Consider the following 18,883-nt stretch of genomic DNA (forward strand, 5'->3'; position numbering starts at 1 on the left):
AGTCTGCAAGGGATTCCAAACAGGGAGTAAAGGATATGGCTAGAGCGGCTAAGCGACGCAGAGGCGGGTTGCGTCAAATCGCAGGACAGAAATTCACGGCGGCCCGTTCGACATTGGCTGCTGCTGTGGCAGCTGCACTGGGAGCGGGAATCAGCCCTCTGTGGGCCAATACCATCGTAGTGGATGGACGCACCGATACACGCCTGAATGTGAATGGCAATGTCACGGACGTTGTAACTGGAACGGTGCGTGGAGCAAACGGCTTCAACTCCTTCCATCACTTCAATGTAGCCGCAGGCAATACCGTTAATCTGCATGTCCCATCCAACGCACAGAACCTGATTAACCTGGTCCATGACAGTCGAGCTGTCATCGACGGGACACTCAACGGCGTCAAGAACGGCAATATCGATGGCCATATCGTGTTTGCAGACCCTCATGGTGTCGTCGTTGGGGCAAATGGTGTCATAAATGTCGGCAGCTTGATGCTGGCTGCGCCGACGTCGGAATTCATGGATCGCATGATTTCAGCGGAGGGCGCGATTGATGAAGCCGCGGTAAGTGATTTGCTCGCTGGAACAGCCCCAGTGGGTGACGGCCAGATCAGGATTGATGGCAAAGTGAATGCACTCGACGCGGTTCATCTTGGAGGTCGAGTCGTAGTGCTCGACGGAACGGTCGAAGTTGCAACGGATGAAGCACATCAGGCGCTGTTTGAGGCCGCGGTGAATACCGAAGGTCTGGCCGTGGCTTCCGGAGCCAGCCTTGAGGCGGGCAATATCGTTATTCATGCCGCTGATGATGTTGTCATCAGCGGTGTTGCCAATGTTTCGGCTCCGGCCTCAGGCGAACAAGGTGGTCATATACGGGTTCGTGCCGGTCGTGACGTCAGTTTGAATGATGGTGCTGTGATGTCCGTGGCCGGTGCTGATTCAGGAGGCTCGGCCGGTGTTATCGACATTTGGGCTGATCGCGATGCCACAGTATCAACTGGGGTTCGGTTTGATGCCAGCGCAGGGGCGACCGGCGATGGTGGCTTTATTGAAGTCAGTGCCGCACGCACGGTGACGCTGGATGGCCTCAATGCAGACCTTGGCGCCGGGGCCGGTGGTGAGGTGGGCGAGTTCCTGATTGATCCGGTGACCGTCAACGCGGGTTCAACGGCTTATTACACCAATGGCGGCAACGTTACCATCGTTGCATCCGATACGATTACCCTGGCTGAAAATGCCGTCATCAACACCCGACAGATTCTTGATCCTGCTGGCGATGACAAGCTGTACGGGGACTGGGCAGCCCCCGGAGATAATCCCTTCCTGCTACCTGCAGACAGTGAAACAGTGGCGTCGATTGGTCGTTCCGGCAACGTGACATTGCAGGCTCCGAATATCACGATTGAAGCAGGCGCGCGGATCAATACCTTCGCCACCGATGGGTACGATGCGGGCGATATTAGCCTGTTATCCGGCGATAACTTCACCTGTAATATCTGTGAAGCTCCGTCCGTGGGGGATTACTTCACCGACATCGACAGCATCGGTTCCCCTATCGCGGTGGCCTCAACCGATGACGTGTCCATCTCTATTGCAGAGGGCGCCGTGCTGGATGCCCGATACCTGGAGCGCTCCGGATACATGGGCGCTGCCGGTGCTGACGGCAATATCGAAATCAGTGCCGAAGCATCGGATCTGCAAGTGGCCGGCTGGTCGCAGGCCAGTGCATCTGTCGTCGTGAACGGTATGCTGCGTGGCGGCGATATCAATGTGACCGCCAGTGCCAATGCGGGCGTCGATTTCAGTTTCCTGGCGGCTCTGGATCCGGCCAACCCGACAGGTACGCTCACGCTGATGGAGGAAATATCCGATGTTGAGTTCGATCAGATACATGCAGACCTGATCGAGAACGCGGATGACCCCACTGATCTGACCAACCTGCTGGGGGTTGGACTGCCCATCACGGCGGGTATAGCCCATGCCGATGCCAAAGTGGAAATTGGCAATGGTGCAGTGCTGGAAGCCAGTGGCGAAATCAATGTGTCAGCGAATGCCGAACGCAGTGTCAATGGTGCCAGTGGCGGCCTGTTGGCAGGCTCCATTCCGAATATCGGCATAGGCGCGATCTATGGGCAGGTGTCCGGGGAAACCACGGCGATTGTTTCCGGGAATGCCCGTCTGACAACGACCGAGGCGGTCAATGTCACGGCGTTCAGTAAAAACGAGCTGGAAGTGGGGGCGGAAGCTCAGGTCGAGGCTGCTAAAACAACCTCCAATACCACCCAGGGCAACTCCTCGGCGGCATTCGCCTTGGCGATTGGCAGGGCGCGTGTGAATACCACCGCTGGAATCGGTGAAAGCGTGGTGCTTGACGCCGGCGACGTGGATGTGCACGCGGCGGGTATGGATGATTTCAGCACCGAAGCCCAGAGCATTGCCATCAAAAGTACCAAAGCCGGGGCACCGACCCAGTCACAGGGCGCGCTGACTGTCGCCATCTCGGACTGGAAAACCGGCGTTGATGCCTACTTTGATGCGCGATTGGCTGCCGGCGAAGAGCTGGAATCGCTGGATGTGATTGCCCAGAACCTCAGCGTGTCACGCTCGACCCGTGCCAGCGTGCAGACCGGTAATAACTTTTTCGATTATCTGCTGGGAAGCCGAAGCAATCGCCAGAGTGCGCTGGATGGACTCTTGTCCGGAGCCATTTCCCGTTCGGGATCACCTTCCAGTCTGCGTATCGCGGGTGCCGCTGCCGTGACCATCAGTGAGCAGACCGCTTCTGCTCGGATTGGCTCCGGTGCTGTTGTGAATGCTGCCGGTGATGTTGCGGTGCGTTCACGCGTGATTGACCAGGGCATTCGCAACATCGCTGATAGCCGAGTCAACTCCACATCGGGATCCGATGCCAGCCAGATTTCGGGCAGCGTGGCCTTTGCCTTTGGCGAGTACAACCATGCCAGTCATGCGTTGATCGGAGACGGCGCCAGCGTTAATGCCGCCAATATCGGTGTGGGGGCGCGCAGCCTGCTGCCTATCGATAACGACTACGACGAGGCGCTCAGTGATTTTGACGTGACCCAATGGGATGGGCCGGATGACTTCTTCGGCGCGCTGACCTCTCTCTATGAAGCGGTCATGATGCCGGATGCCACCGCTGTGGAAAGTGCAGGGTTGGCGGATTATCTCCTGACGGGATACTCGAACGCCTACGGCACAGCCGAGGAAAACGCGGTTTTTGGCTCAGCCAATATTCTGCTGACCGGACATGACACTCGGGCCTGGGTAGGTGAAGGTGCAACCCTGAACGCTACCGGGGCAGATGCCGAGTGGAGTTCTGACTTCGGTATTCCCATTGAAGTGGATGATGGTGAAGATCCCTGGGATATCGACGCTGCAGAATCATGGACCTGGTCGGCCCCGGTCGATGTAGACGCGCAAAGTACGACGGAAACCATTGGTTTTACAGGCAACCTGTCAATTCTCAGCCTGCTGCTGAACCGTAATGACCCTTCGGGCAACTCTGTCGGAGGCAGTTTTGGCTGGACCCAATTTGACACGCGGACCATTGCCGGGATCGGCGATGGTGCCGTGGTGCGTGCCAGTGCACTGGATGTGAATGCAGTAACGACCGACTTGATGGTCGTGATTGCGCCCAGTGCGGGACAGGGGGACAGCGTGGCAGGAAACGGTATCTTCAGTTATGCCCAGCTCGACGGTGTAACTCATGCCAGCGTACACAACGGTGCCCATCTGGATGTGGGAGTGCTGGATATACTGGCGGATCAGAATACCTGGCTGTGGGCGATCGGTGGCGCGATGGCTTCGTCGTCCGAAACCAGCATCGGTGTTGCGGTGGCAGTAGACAGTATCAGCAGCGATACCCGCGCCTGGGTTGGCGACAACAGCGCTGATCGGGTCCCTGAAGAGGGTGAGGATACCGATGGGGATGGCATGGCCGATACCGAAAGGGCCGATGTGCTGGTGGCCGACGGTTCGGCTGCCGGAATTCTTGCTGATGAGGTCAATCTCAATGCCCGCACCGAAGGTGAGGTAGGAGCGATCTCCGTAGCTGGCGCCGTGGCGCGTAGCGGGGCATCGTCAAGCTCAAGTGTTGGCAGTCAGCAGCAGAATACGGCCGGTGGCCTGAGCAGCAATACCAGCAGCAACACACAGAATTCAGGTTTTCTGGGTTCATTGCAGAATATGAGCCAGTCGTTTGGCTCTTCCTCTTCAGCCCCCACGGCTGCACCGTCACTGACCGGAGCCGGCTCAGGTACGCTTAACTTCTCGCGTATCAATACCGTTGCCGAAATGAACGATGTGGCTTTGCTGAACACACCTGCGGATGGGGCGGTTCAGATCAGTGTCAATGCGATCAGCGATATTGATCAGATCAGTGGCAGTGGTGCTGCCGCGTTGTCCCTGTCCGGCAGTGGTTCGGCCTCGCGGTCTACCGCCGTGGCAGGGGCGGTTGCCTTCAACGATATCCAGAACGAAACCCGTGCGGGTTTGTATGGTGTCACCCTCGCGGCCGGTGGAGAAACATCAACTGTCGATGTGCTGGCGGCAAGCTCGGGTGACATCCTGTCGGCCGGTCTGGCCTTGGCGTCGTCTGATGGCAATGCCAGTTACGGTGGGGCCGTTTCGGCATCGCTGGGCATGATTGATTCGGATACGCGCGCGGAAATCGAGAATTCGATGCTGTTGGGCAATGATTCGGATCTGAATCTGACCGGTTATGACCGCTCACGCATTCTGGTGGGTGGTGGCGCGCTCTACCATGGTTCGGGCGACGGCGGTGGCGGTGTGGGCCTGGCGCTGACCTATGGCCGCATCGATAACGATGTTTCGGCCTACATTCGAGGCAGTGAACTGTACAACTACGGCAATGTGGGTGTGAGTGCTCTCAGCGCTTCACGGGTTCTCGCTGCTGCTTTCGGCGGGGCGGTGGATACCGGTTCCAGTACCCTGAGTGGTGCCGGTTCCGTCTATGTGCTCAGTGTCGACAGTGATCTGGGGGCCGGTGTCACCGGCACCTACCATGAAGTCGATGACGATTCGAACCCTGAAACCCCGGCCGTACCGGAGCTGGTCTCCGAATCGGTACTGACGTTGTCAGGTGATCTGCAGGTGCTGGCCGCCAGTACCTCGGGGACCGCGGAGCTGGATAGCCATTTTGTCGAGGGGGGGCTGAATACCGGCGCTGACTTTGACGGTAACGTGCTGGCCGGTATCGATACGGACCAGACTGGACTGGCTATGCCGGATCTGGCTTTGCCCGGTGAGGCGGTACTCGGGTTTGCCGGTTCTCTGGCTATTGGGGGCGATGCGGCTGCAGCGGGTGTGGCCGTTGGCTATACGGAGTTGGGCGGCAGCTACCGTGCCGAGATTCTGGATGCCGATGTTACTGCAGCGGGTGCCATCGATGTGGCTGCCATCAACAGCCGCACGGCAATCGGAATCGCCGCCGGTGCCAGCTACTCGGATGCGGCAGCCATCACAGCCCTGGGGTCAGGTGCTATTACTGTCAGTAAAACCGATGTGGTGGCTCAGGTGGGCGGAAGCTCCGTGCTGGAAGCCGACAATATCGGTGTCAAGGCAGAAGCACAGGGTGAAATCTTTTCTCTGGCCGGGGCCTTGAGTGCGACCTCATCAGGCACTGCCGCGATTGGTGCGGCGGCAAGTTATAACGAAATTGGTGGCACTGTTGCGGCCACGCTGGGTGGCGATCGGGTACATGTAACCGGCAGTAACCCGGCTGGTGAGGGTGCCAGTGTTGATGTGCTGGCGCAGCAGGATGCCGATATCCGCGCGTTGGCCATTGCGGGTGGTGTGAATGCAGGCGGCACGGTGGCGGCTGCGGGCTCGGTTACGATCAACAGCCTGACCGCCTCGACCAGTGCGCAGGTAGACGCTTCAAGTGTGGAGGCTGACAGTCTCCGTGTGCGTGCTGCCAATGGCAGTGAAGACAATTCCAATGATATCTGGTCGCTGGCCGGCAGCATCACTGTCAGCAACACGGCCGGTTTTGGTTTGGCGTTCTCGTTCAATACGCTGGCGAATGCCATCAGCTCCGGAATCAGCGGCACAACGCTGCTGGGTACCGACCAGGTGGATGTCAGCAGCGATAACCATTCGTCGATCAAAACATTGGCTGTCTCCGGCGGCGGCTCCGGCAACATCTCTGCGGGGGTGTCGGACGCATCCAGTTCCAACCGCGCCATGATATCGGCGGGACTCAATAATACCTACCTTGAGCGTGATACGGCACGTGTGAACGTACAGGCGGCCGACCATGCGGCCATCGACAGTCTTGCCGGTGCCGTGCAGGGTGGCGGCACCGGTGCCGTCGGAGCCGCAGCGGTTGTAAATGACATCGCTAATCAAATCAGTGCTCAGGTCAGCGGCGGACGATTGCGAGTTGAGAACCTGTCCATTGATGCATCCAGTCTTGCCGCAATCAACACCATAGCGGCGGGCGTTGCCGTGGGCGGGCAGGCCGGGCTGGCCGGTTCCATTGCGGTTAATCTGATGGATACGGTCACATCGGCTTATATCGATTCAGGCGCTGATATCGAGGCGCAACACAACGTAGGAGTGGTCGCGACCAATAATGACGCTGTCAACGTGATTGCCGGCAGTGCCGGTATCGGCATTGGCGCCGTAGGTGGCGGGCTGTCCTTTGTGATCAATCACATGATGGGGGTGACCCAGGCCTATATTGATGGTGCTACAACTCGGGTCAGCGCACTGGCTCTTGATGCTGCCGATGTGATCTCTGTGGCAACCGGCGATCTCACCAGCGAAATCTCGGCGACCAAACTGGAAGAAGTCGTCGATTTCAGTCCGGTGAACGTGGAGCGGGCTTCTCATGACGTCACCGGTGTGGCCGTGAACGCAAGTTCGATTCAGAGTGTGGGTGCACTGGCCGTGACAATCGGGGTCAGTGGTGGTGCTTCTGGCGCCGTGACGTCCAGCAATAACGTCATTGCGGGTGAGACCAGTGCCTGGATTCGGGGGGGCGACATCAATCGTGCTGTGGGCGCGAGCGAATATCAGCAACTCGACTTGAGGGCATCGAGTCATGCCTACAGCGCCAATCTGGCGACAGGGGTTGCAGCCAGTGCTACCGGCAGTGGTTCGGGTACTCTCGCTATCGATACACTTTCCCGCAGGACCTCGGCCTGGGCCAGTGAGGCGGACCTGCATGCGACAGATCGCATCGATGTCGTAGCACGAACCACGCTGGGAACCAGCATGCTGTCCATTGGTGGCGCCGGAGGTGTTGCCGGTATAGCCGGCAGCGGCAACATTGCCGTTCATGACGCGACCACGCTGGCTTACTTCGAAGGCGAAACGGATGCCGATACGGCGCAACTGGTACTCGATGCCGATGCCCGTAACCGCATGACGCTGGTGTCCGGTGCCGTGGGTATCGGAGTGACCGGCGGCGGTGCAGGCGCGACCAATCTTGCGGTCTCCAGTCTCACCACCGAAGCGGAGATCGATTCTGAGTGGCGTGATGAAACCAATGAAACACCGACCGGCTCTGGACAACTGATTGTATCAGGCGATACCCGAATCAAGGCCAACAGCGACAGCGGTATCGAAAACTACGCAATAGGCGCGGCGGGCGGCGGTACCCTGGGGGTTGCCGGCTCCATTGGCGTCAATGTGGTCGACAACACCACAATGGCGGGCATGCGCAATGCTCGTCTGCAGGGCACCTGGGATAGCAGTCTCGGCATAGAAGCAACCGAGGCGGTAACGCTCTCGACCTTTGCTGGGGCCTTGGGCGTCGGCGTATCCGGATCAGGCGTCGGGGCTGGGGCACAGGTTTCGGTAGTCCATTCGGTAACCGATGCTGCTCTGGAACACTCAAGCGTTCAGATGGGTGGGGATCTGGATGTGCTTGCCCGCAGTGATCTCACCAGCAATGCCGTCAGCATCGCTGCCTCAGGCGGTGCAAGCGCGGGCATTTCCGGCTCCGTATCCGTGACGCTTATCGGCAGTGGGGAGCGTGGTGATGCGGATGAGGAAATTGACAAGGACGGCCAGGGAACGCTCAGTCATGTTTCCGACCTGAATCAGGCGGAGCGCAACGGCGATACCGCCGAGCTGCTGTCTCAGGACCAACAGGAGCAGATCGCTACAAGCTCGGCTTATGACTTTGATACAGCAGTATCCGGGACTGTGGCCGATCGAACCCGTGCACGCATTTCAGGTGGCAGCATCGTGGCCGCCAACCTGAATGTTAATGCCGAGGATGTCTCGCGCATTACCAATACGGTTGGTGCAATCGCCGGTGGTTCATTGGGCTTTGGTGGCGCGGTATCCATCAGCCGTTCCTACAGTCAGGTCAGTGCTCTAATCAGTGATAATGCCAGCATCTACTCTCATGGCGACGTGAGTGTAAAAGCGGTTGCCGGTGAGGCCGGGGATACTGATGAACTGACCGATACTGCTGTTGCTGGCAGTGCCGGTATGGTCGCGCTGGGTGCGGCCGTGGTCGACGCACGTATCGATAATCAGGTCGAAGCGGGCTTTTCGGCTCGACTGCAAGGGCCTGGCAGTGTGCTGAGTGTAAAGGCAGAAGATCTGAGCAGCGTTAATGCAGAGGCCATAGGCGCACAGGCCGGAGCCTCCGCAGCCGGGATTGTGCTGGCGAACGCCGGAAAAACCAGCCGAGTCGACGCACGCATTGCTGACGCCACTCTGTACGCCAGTAGTGCGCGTGAGATTGAGTTGGCAGCGGCCAGTTCCGGTCGTGTGAATGCGCATTCGGTCGCCGCCGCAGGGGGCATTCTGGCTGCGGGCAGTGGCTCGGTTGCCACGGCGATTGATGGCAGCGATGTGGATGCCGGTCTCTATGGCGCTAACGTCTTGTACGTCAAGGGCGATGGCTTGAATATCGATGCCAAGAGCCGGCCCGAGGTACGCGCGCTGGCCGAGGGGTACAACGTGGCCGGCTCCTACAGTGTGGGAGCCTCGGTTGCGACGGCGAAGGTGGAAGCCGATGTTGATGCGGTCATTTTCGGCACCACGACGGTGAACGGGATTGGTGACGTGGAGCTCAAGGCACGCCTTGAACAGGTTTCCGGTAGCGGCGGCCTGGCCTGGGCACGCGCAACCGGCGCCTCCGGAGGCGCGGCGCTGGGTGCCAATGCCACGGTAGCCGACGCGCGTACGACCAGTCATATCAACACCGAAATCGAGAGTGGCAGCACATTCAACCAGCAAGGAGATATCCAGTTGCTGGCCTGGACCGATGCCCGTCAGTCGGCGAATGCCGATGGTTATTCGATCGGGCTGGTTGCCGCCGGGGCCAACGATGCACATGCGGAATCTTCGGGAACGACCAAGGCCCACTTTGCCGGGGCCATCGGAGGTTCCGGTCACGGTGATCTGAGTGTGCGCGCCATAAGCGAGAACGTTAACGAAGCTCAGGCAGAGGCCGGTAGTGGTGGCCTTGTGGCCGGTGCTGCGGCCAGTGCAAGCACACTGGATGCCAGCAGTGTCAGTGCAACGCTGGCCAACAGCAGTGCAATTTCAGTTGGCGACCTGACGCTTGCGGCCAGTCACACCACCGAATATCTGACGACCGTAGATTCGACGCGTGCTTCCCTGCTCGGCATGAGTGGTGGCTGGAGCGTGAATTCGGTGGATGCGGATGTCACCGTAACAGTAGCCGAAGACAGCGTTGTTCAGGCGAATAACGTCAAGATCGATGCTCTGGGCAGTGTGTCCAGCAACAGTGGTGACGATTTCAACGTTCAGAGTGGGTCAGGCGGTATCTTTGATTTTGCCGGCGCGTCCAGCATGGCAGATATCGTACTGAATACTTTGGTCGACCTCGGTCGCAACGTTATGTTGGGTCTGAAGGGGGACTGGACCAGTCCGGGCACATTCACGGTGCAGGCTGCCAATACTCTGGATCTGAGTGACAGGGTCAAGCTGGATGCAGGCGGTCTCATTGCCACCGCTCACGCGGAGTCCAGGATTACCGCCAATGACGTCTCGGCAACCCTTAATATTGCCGAGGGTGCAAGGCTCGAGTCCACCGGCGATATGGTGTTGGCAAGCTATAACGATGCGGATATCGGTGCCAGTGCCAATGCCAAAACCTATGGCGTAAGCGGTGCCGCGGGCGGCACATCCCGCATTGAATTCAGCAGTGAGCAGAGCATAGATGTCGGTCAGGGAGCGGAGCTGCTGTCCTGGGGTGACATGCGCTTGATGACCGGTCGTGATACTTTCGGAAACGACAGCGAGATTGATCTTCAGGCCTATACCGACCTCTGGAACTATACTGCGTTGCCGGTCGGCGGTCCGCCGGTAGCCGATGTCCTGCTGACCCGCACGGGTAATATCGCGATCGATAGCGGTGCTCGTGTGGCCAGTGTGGGGGATGTGTACCTCATCGCCGATGGCGGAAAAAACGCGTTGACTGCTCAGGGGACTGGCAAGGATCTGTATCGTGCCGCAGCTGAAGGGATCGTTAACGCCATAGGCTCTCTGGTGGGGGCGGAAGAGATTTCGCTGGAGTTGAAAGGGGGCAGTACCTCCATCGATAACCAGACCGCGGTCAGCATCGATGGGCGTGTTGAGGCGGGTATCTACCATGACCAGTTCCTGACACTGAATCACCGGGTTGTTTCTGACGGCAGTGGCGGTGAAACTTTCGAGGTTTATGCCAGCCGCAGCAGCGAGGGCGTCGGCTACACGTTGCTGTCCGAGGATTACACCCAGAACCTGTTTGAGCGACTGAACACGCTGTATGCCCAACAGGTCGATTACAACGCTTCGGCAGTCGAAAAAGCGGCTTTCCAGGCCGAAATCGATCTGATTCGCCGCCAGCTGGAGGCTCTGGGCACCCAGGCAGGGCTCACCGAAGCCGAAATGTACCCGGATGGCAGGGATGGCGCACTCGTCATACCGACCAGTTTCCCGATCTATACCGTGGAACTGGACGATATCATCGCACGTCCAGGTAATATCGAAATCGGTGCACAGGTTCTCACCGGTACGGGTGTACTGGATGCGCCGGGTGATGCCAGTATCGAAATTATCAACAACACACCGGCTTTTCTCCGCACCAATGACCTGATTGTTCCAGACCGGATGGGTGGTGAAGTCCGCTTCAACCGTGCACTGGTCAAATCGACCGCCGAGATCACGGCCCTGAACAAGGATGGAAGAGTAGCGAACTTCTCTGAAGTGAATACGGCCGCTAACTCGGATGTGCCGCAGATCAGCGTCATTAACAGTTTCAACCCCACGGATCTGCCGGGGACGTTGGCACCTGATGTGTTTGCTGTGGGTGATGTGGAAAATCGGCGTGGCAGTGTGCTGATCAAGAGCAACCATGGCAGCGTCATTGTCGATGGCAGCATTCGCGCCAACAGTACGAGCATCGGTGCCGGTGAGAATGTGGTTCTGAGCTATATCGACGATTTCCGTCACCTGGATACAGACCCGGCGGGTCTGGCTGCACCTGATGCGAGCGGCGCTACGGTGGCCGGCAACTCGGTTATTATCAGTGCCCGCTACATCAACGTGAACGGTCTGGTTCAGAGTGGCATACCGAACTGGAACCTCACCATCAGTGCGGGCGATGCAACCGTGATGTCTCAGGCTCGCACCGACTTCAATAACGGAGCCGGTGAAGAACTGGTGCGGATTCGTGAATCCGATCCGTTGAGCGGTACCATCGGCTATCGCTACGATGCCCGCAATGACAGGATAGTGCTGGATTCTGTTGATGTTTCCGGTGGCTATATGGAGCTGACCGGCAAGATTATCAGTACCGGTAATGGCGAGCTGCGCGTCCTTGATGGTTATGGTCGAGTGTCCGTCAATAATGAAACCGGTATTGATCTGGAAATTGCCGGGATTGATATCGGCACTGAAATCGAGGGACGGCTCCGCATCAACGATGCCGGTCTGTTGGATGGTGATGACAATAACCTGACCTCAACAATCTATACCCGAGTGGGCAACAGTATCCAGGTGTATCGCGGAGCTTTCGGCGAGATTGACACGACAGCCGAATTCCTTGATTCGTCACTGACTGCTTCGGCAGGCTCCCGCTCGACCGTATATGCTCCGCGTGAAGGTCTCGACTATATCTGGCTCGATGGTGAAAGTTACCAGGCGCTCAATATTGAGACCCGTTACAGCGATACCGCCATCGGGTTTATCCCGGCAGGATCGGGTACGCTCTATTCGAGCGAAACCATTCCTGGCAGTGCTGAACCACGGGCCATCCCGGGTGCCAACTACCTGGCTGAAGGTGAGATTCCCGAAGGCGAGCGAGGACTTGGCAATGTTTATGACTGGGGGGTACAGGACTACGAAAGCGATGGCAGTGCCGACAGTACTGTGGTCGAAACCTGGTCAACCTGCGAGTCGCACTTCATCGTGTGTCTGGAACGACGGTACTGGACAAAGGAAACCACGACCAGCGGACTGGTCGGGATTCACCGGCGTGGCATGGCGGCAGATCAGGACATCAACATCAACTTTATCGGCTACGACAGTGGCAGCATCAATATCACCAGCACCCTGTCGGACGTGCTGGTGGGCGGTTCAGTGCTCAATGAGTCCGGTACGACTACTATCAGAGCCAATGTTCTGGACCAGCTGGATCCTGATGCGATTATCAGCGCCGGACATCTGAACGTATACACAACTGAAGGCATCGGCCTGACGCAAGCCATGAGGACCCAGATTTCGGGCGACTTGAGAGCGGCGAGTGTGGGTGGCGATATCCGTTTCGATGCGGTCAACGGGGGCCTCAATATCAGAGAAGTCAGCACCCAGGACGGCGATGTCTGGTTGCGTGCAGTGGGGGATATTCGTAGCGGTTCGAGCTTAGGGATCAAGGGAGGGTCGATCGAGCTGACTTCCCTCAGTGGTTCCATTAACGGCGCAATACAGACCGGCAGTACCGAGCAGGATGTGTTGGCTGCATCGGCACCTGGCGGAATCAATCTGTTGCAAAGGGAGGGTGATCTTTGGGTGACGACCCTGGATGCCGGGGCTTCTGATGTCAGTGTGACACTTGGGGACGGTGATTTGCTGGACGGTAATACCACCGCGAGTGTCGATCAACGTCAGGCGGCGGTTATCGAGGCACTGTGGGACGACATGGATCTTACCGGCACGGGTGCGGATGAAGCGTTGCAGAGGGAGCTGGATGCTCAGACACAGGCCGGGCAAACGCGTTACCAGCGTTACTGGACGCTGCGCAATCTGTCGATTGAGCTGGATGAAAGTGGCCAGCCGGTGGCCTATAGCAGTGATGCCTATGATCCCGACTTCCGTGTCAGCTATGGCAGCAGTCGTATCGAAGCGTTGAAAGCGACCTACGGATGGTCGACGCCTGCGGAAGTGGAAGCCGGAGTCGCGCGCATGGAACAGCTGGCGACCGATGAGTATCACGCCCTGCACCAGGAGTTCGGCACGGGAGCCTACGACCCGAATTTTGCTTTTGTCTTGTCACAGGATGACATTGATGCCATTTCGCAGGGCCACAAATGGACGGTCGACCAGCTGACCTATTCGGTGGCCGAAGGCATTGCGCGTGCGCCTGGCCAGAACACCGGCGTGCTGAATGAAGATCCGAACATTGTGGGTCATAACGTCTTTATTGCCGCTAATAACGTAGGCAAAACGCTGGACGAAACACTCGTCATCGACCTGACGGATGGTGTTCGGTCTCTGACTACAGCAGAGCGTCAGGCACTGTCGACGGCCGAATATGATGATGTGGCTATCGACCCCGAGAACCCGAATGTCTTGACCATTCTACGGCGTGATGACGTGGATTTTGCGGCGAGTGGGGGCATATTGGTTACTGCCCATGAGAATGCCTTTATTGGCGGTGATCAGGACCTCAACATTCAACAGATCAATGGAAAAACCATTCGTATTAAAACCAACGGTTCGATTCTGCTGGATGACTCACTGTCACCCGGGAGCAGGATCAGGGGCACGGATCTGATTCTGGAGGCATCGAGCGGCAACATCGGCTCCGAAGACCTCCCTCTGGTGACGGATCTGATCGGGCAGTTGACGGCGCGAACCAGTGGCTCACTGTACCTGTTCCAGAGAGGAGATGTGATTGTTGACAGCGTGACTGCATTGGGTGGTATCTGGATGGATGTGGTCGGTGATGTGACGGCCGCTCGCAGTACCGGTGCCACTTTCAACGGCGGTAATGTGACATTGAGTGTATCCGGTAATCTTGGATCGGAAACGGGTGCCGTGGATATTACTCAGGGCAGCAGTGAATGGCTGAACCTGGAAGTATCAGGTGATGTCTGGCTGGGTGCCCGACAGCTTAATGGTGCGGTGGGCAACCTCAACTTTGCCCAATTGATGGTGGGCGGAGATCTGACCATTGCCAATGTGTGGGACGTATTGCTGTCGGATGCCGACGCTGGCGTCAGTGGCAATCTGTTGATGGATCTGCAAAATGACTGGCGAATGTCTTCGACATCCTCGCTGCAGTCACTGGGCAATGTCTCGGCTCGCACGGGGGGCACAAGCGTGCTGTCCGATATCCGGTTATGGGGTGAGGCAAATGATTTCACCCTTGAGTCCACAGCGATCCAGGCGGTGGGTGACGGGCCTCATTTGCGTCTCAACGGCGCTCTCAGCCTGACGGCGACGAATGATATTGGTACCTCGGATGCCTACCTGCGTGTCTCGACCGGCTCGGTCAATGCACTGAGTCAAAACGGTAGCGTCTACCTCGACCTGCTGAGTGACATGACCGGTGGTGGAGCTATCGCGGCACTGGGGGGAGAAGTCAGTGTCAATGCGGCCGGTGACCTGTTGTTGGACAGCCTGTTCGGCGCGGATGGTGTCAATGCTGTGGACCAGGGGACAATGCAGCTGGGAACTTTGGGATCAGAAGCCGGAGCTCTGCTCAGTGCCGTCAACGACTTGCATATCGGCAGTGCTGATATCGTCGAATCTTTGGAGTTGAATAACGGGGAGAACCTCAGTTTCGGTACGCTGATTGCCGGCCAGAATATCAACGGTGTTGCGGCCGGCACCATAACCGGTGATCAGATACGTACAGGGCTTGATCTGAACCTGTCGGCTGGAGGAACTCTGAACGTTAATCAGGTCGCGTCGGGCCGTGATGCTCTGCTCAGTGCCGTCAACGATCTGCATATCGGCAGTGCCGATATCGTCGGGTCTTTGGCGCTGAATACCGGGGAGAACCTCAGTTTCGGCACGCTGATTGCCGGCCAGAATATCAACGGTGTTGCGGCCGGCATCATAACCGGTGATCAGATACGTACAGGGCTTGATTTGAACTTGCGGGCTGGAGGATCGCTGGACGTTAATCGGATCGCGTCAGGCCGCGATGTGACCCTTGAAGCTGAGTCGTTAAATCTGGGTTCACTCTCAGCCGGTGCCGATGTGGCACTGAAAACCCTCGAAGACATCGTCATTGTAAGCGTGGATACGCTGGGTGCACTGGGGTTGACCGCTGGTGGCCGCATTGAGTTCGAGGATATGGAGGCTGGCAGTGGTGTTACAGCTGCAGCAGGGGGCTCCATCATCGGGCGTACCGTGAAGGGAGGTCCGCTGATCGATATGACCGCGGGTGTGCAATGGCTTGATGGTGAAAGCCAGCCTGACGTGACCGAAGGGGTGAACCTTTCCATCGACCTTGCGGAAGCCGACAGCGTATCACTGCGCTCGGGAGGCGTAACCCGAATTCCTCAGGTCAATGCAGCGAACTTTGTCGGGTTGTATGGTTCGGGTCTGAACACCAGTGTGTATGACACTGACGGTGACTGGATCAGGCTTGATCTGCACGACGGGCATGAAGGTCTGGCAGATCGAATCAGCCTGCGGATTTTCGGCGATGAAGGTGTCGAGATTGATCGGCTCTATGCAGGAGTACTGGAGCTGTGGACAGATGCGCTTGAATTGGTCATGCGAGACGTACGCATAAGTGAAAGCATGGCATTGCAGACTCCTGAAACCTATGTCTGGATGAACCAGTTGAATCCCGGGACACAGCAGGTAGATACGCAACTCTATGAGCCTGACCAGGCATTCAAAGTATCGGTTTCTGGACAGAATGTTGAAACCGACGCCTATGTTGTCTACTACCGCCCAGGCTGGACTGTCAGTGTGCCGAACTTTACGGACACTCATGATCTTGAGGGGGTTCTAGTAGGTGGTCAAAGTGTTGAACGTACGGTTGGTCGTATTCTCAGCGAGCCTGAGAGCTACGTGTATACAGGTTCGATTATGACGCCATTCCAATCGCCTGTGCTGGCCTCTAGCCCGGTTCAGGGGCCTGTGAGCGGTTTTGCAGTACGGTTGGATAGTGAAGATGAGCAGCCGGAACAGGAAAAAGATGGAATATGAGCGCAAGGAAGAAAGACGTAGCGGATATGAAACGCTCGGTTGACAGGTCGGTTTACCGCACACGACTTCTATTGGGAAGTGTCTTTTGCCTGTTGCTGACAAAGGAGTTGCATGCAGCGCCTTTACAGCCGGACATCAGGACGCTGGACCCGGGTGTTCAGCGACAAGGTGTGCTGGATGAGCGCCGTTATCGCCAGGAAGAGGAAACGCGAGGACAGCGTCCTTCGGATGAAGACGTTATCATCGCGCCGGGTCCGGACAGTGGTGCCGGGCTGCCTGAAAATGCGTTGCGTTTTACATTACAAGAGATCCGTTTTGATAGTTCCAGCTTTATATCGACCGAACGTTTACTGACGATTGGTCGAGACTATGTGGAGGTTGAAATTGGTTTCGAACAGTTGAATGCAATGATCGAGCGCATCAATGCAATCTATCGTGAAAGAGGGATTGTGAGTGCCAGAGCCGTTATTCCACCTCAAACCATTCAGGACGGTATATTGTATGTGCGCTTGGTCGAAGGGCGCCTGGGACAGCTGTTGATTGACCCGGAAGCGCGGACCCGTTTCGATTTTTTGTCTGCGAGGCTCCCTCTGACAGTGGGGGAAGTCGTCGATGTACCCGCTCTGCGCCATTCACTGAACTGGGTTAACAGTACCTCAGAGTTGCGTTTACAGGCCGCGCTCAAATCAGGCGAAAATCCCGGAGAAACCGATGTCCTGCTGGAGGTTTTAGAGCCTTCGCGTTATACGGTAGAGATTTTTGCGGACAACAACGGCAGTGAATCGACAGGAGAATACCGTGTTGGCACTCTGTTGGGGGCCTATGGTTTGCTTGGCCGTGATGACAGGGTTGATTTGTATCTGGTTGGTAGCAATGGGTCTACCAGTGGCTTGTTAAACTGGAATATGCCGTTCAATACCACAGGTGGTCGTGTTCACCTCAGCCTCTCTGAAGGCGATATTGAGGTCGTTGAAGGCCCCTTTACCAGCCTGGACATTGAGGGAAGCAGCTCCAGTGTCGAATTTATGTTAAAGCAGCCGTTCATTCGCCATGATCAATATTGGTTGGATGGCTGGTTCAATATCGCACGGATGGAATCAGTATCAGAGATATCTGGTGAAAGCCTGAGTGAGTTCGAAGTTGAGAGCTGGGGGATCGGCGGGCTGCTGCAGGGTTTTGAGGAGCGGTTTGTCTGGAGGCTTGGACAGGGACTGCGCTTTTACAAGGTCAAGGATATGTTCGAAGATCAGACAGATGTTACTTTACTGCAGGGCGATGCAAGCCTGGTCTATGCCCTGAATGAACGGCTCACAGCAATCGCCCGAGCAGGGTGGCAGCTAACGGATCTGGAAACTGTGCCGTCTCCTGTGTTATTTCAGCTTGGCGGTGTTAATACTGTCAGGGGATATAGTCAAGGTGTAGTCGCGGGTGCGAAGGGTTTGACCACCAGCTTTGAATTGCATTATCGATTTAATGATCGTTGGCAGGGATATACGTTTGCAGACTACGGACGAGCTGAAGATATCAGTCCAGACTCAGTAACGCTGAGCTCTCTGGGAGTCGGTGTTAAGTGGTTTGCAGACAAGCATTTATCTGCTGAGCTTTCACTGGGCATTCCTCTTGAGGATGTCGTACCTGATCAGGATTCTGCACGGTTGCATACACGGATCAGCTACCGTTGGCATTAATCCAGTCAGTCATTTTGCACTAAGGAAGGAAAATATGGCGAGCAAGCTGTTTTATAACGACATAATCCCGTTGAACCGGGATAAACATCGTACACTTCATATTGATTCCAGCAAAGGGGATGCGAGTTTTGCCGAACATACGCATTACGTGCCCCTGGCTGCGAGCGAATTTTATCAGGCTTCAAAAGATTACCCCATTCTGTTTGCGGGTGAAGGCGATTCGGCAGGTGCTATTGCTCTGCTGGGGTTGCGTGAAAACGAAAACCTGTTCGTTAGTGACGATAAGCGTTGGATTAAAGGAACCTATGTTCCCGCTTTTGTTCGCCGTTACCCGTTTATTCTTGCTCGTAATGAAACCCAGTCAGACTTCACGATTTGTTTTGACCAGTCCTATGCCGGCTTTTCGGATGACAGCGGTGACGCCTTGTTCGATGAAGAAGGCAAGGAATCAAGTTATCTTGGCGGCGTGATCGATTTCTTGAATCGTTACACTCGTGAGTTGGAAATGACAGCAGGCTTTGTGTCCTGGTTACAGGAGCATGACTTGTTGGCCACCAGAACCTTGAGAGTATCGGACAGGTTTGGTCGAAACTTCTTTCTTAATGACTTCCGTGTGGTGGATGAAGAGAAATTGGCAAAACTTGAGGATAATCAATTAGGGGAGCTGCATAAAAAAGGCTGGTTAGGTCTGATATATGCTCACTTGATTTCTCTGGGATGTATAACACGCTTGCCTGAGCACCTCGAGCCTCCTGAAGAGACAGTTGAGGATATTACGATTCAGTAACGATATTGAAT

Annotated in this window: 3 protein-coding genes; all 3 read left to right on the forward strand. The window is 56.6% G+C overall.

Going from position 1 to position 18,883, the window contains the following annotated elements; all coding sequences use genetic code 11:
• Positions 1 to 35: 35 nt before the first annotated feature.
• The 3 genes from LN244_RS03225 to LN244_RS03235 all read left to right on the forward strand — a co-directional run bounded on the left by LN244_RS03225 (position 36) and on the right by LN244_RS03235 (position 18,872).
• A complete protein-coding gene (locus LN244_RS03225; protein WP_239041416.1) occupies positions 36 to 16,397 on the forward strand; it encodes a leukotoxin LktA family filamentous adhesin in 16,362 nt (5,453 codons plus the stop codon).
• A 170-nt stretch (positions 16,398 to 16,567) separates the two neighbouring features.
• Positions 16,568 to 18,085 carry a ShlB/FhaC/HecB family hemolysin secretion/activation protein gene (locus tag LN244_RS03230; protein WP_239041417.1) on the forward strand — a complete coding sequence of 506 codons (1,518 nt, stop codon included), beginning with the start codon at positions 16,568 to 16,570 and terminating at the stop codon, positions 18,083 to 18,085.
• 34 nt (positions 18,086 to 18,119) lie between these two features.
• A complete protein-coding gene (locus LN244_RS03235) occupies positions 18,120 to 18,872 on the forward strand; it encodes a SapC family protein (RefSeq protein ID WP_239041418.1) in 753 nt (250 codons plus the stop codon).
• The last annotated feature ends 11 nt before the right edge of the window (positions 18,873 to 18,883 follow it).

This window comes from Marinobacterium sediminicola (assembly GCF_022343685.1).
Lineage (GTDB): Bacteria > Pseudomonadota > Gammaproteobacteria > Pseudomonadales > Balneatricaceae > Marinobacterium > Marinobacterium sediminicola.

Bases quoted from the DNA above. Each gene is read 5' to 3' on its own strand.
- LN244_RS03235 (WP_239041418.1), top strand. From the start codon at position 18,120: ATGGCGAGCAAGCTGTTTTATAACGACATAATCCCGTTGAACCGGGAT.
- LN244_RS03225 (WP_239041416.1), top strand. From the start codon at position 36: ATGGCTAGAGCGGCTAAGCGACGCAGAGGCGGGTTGCGTCAAATCGCA.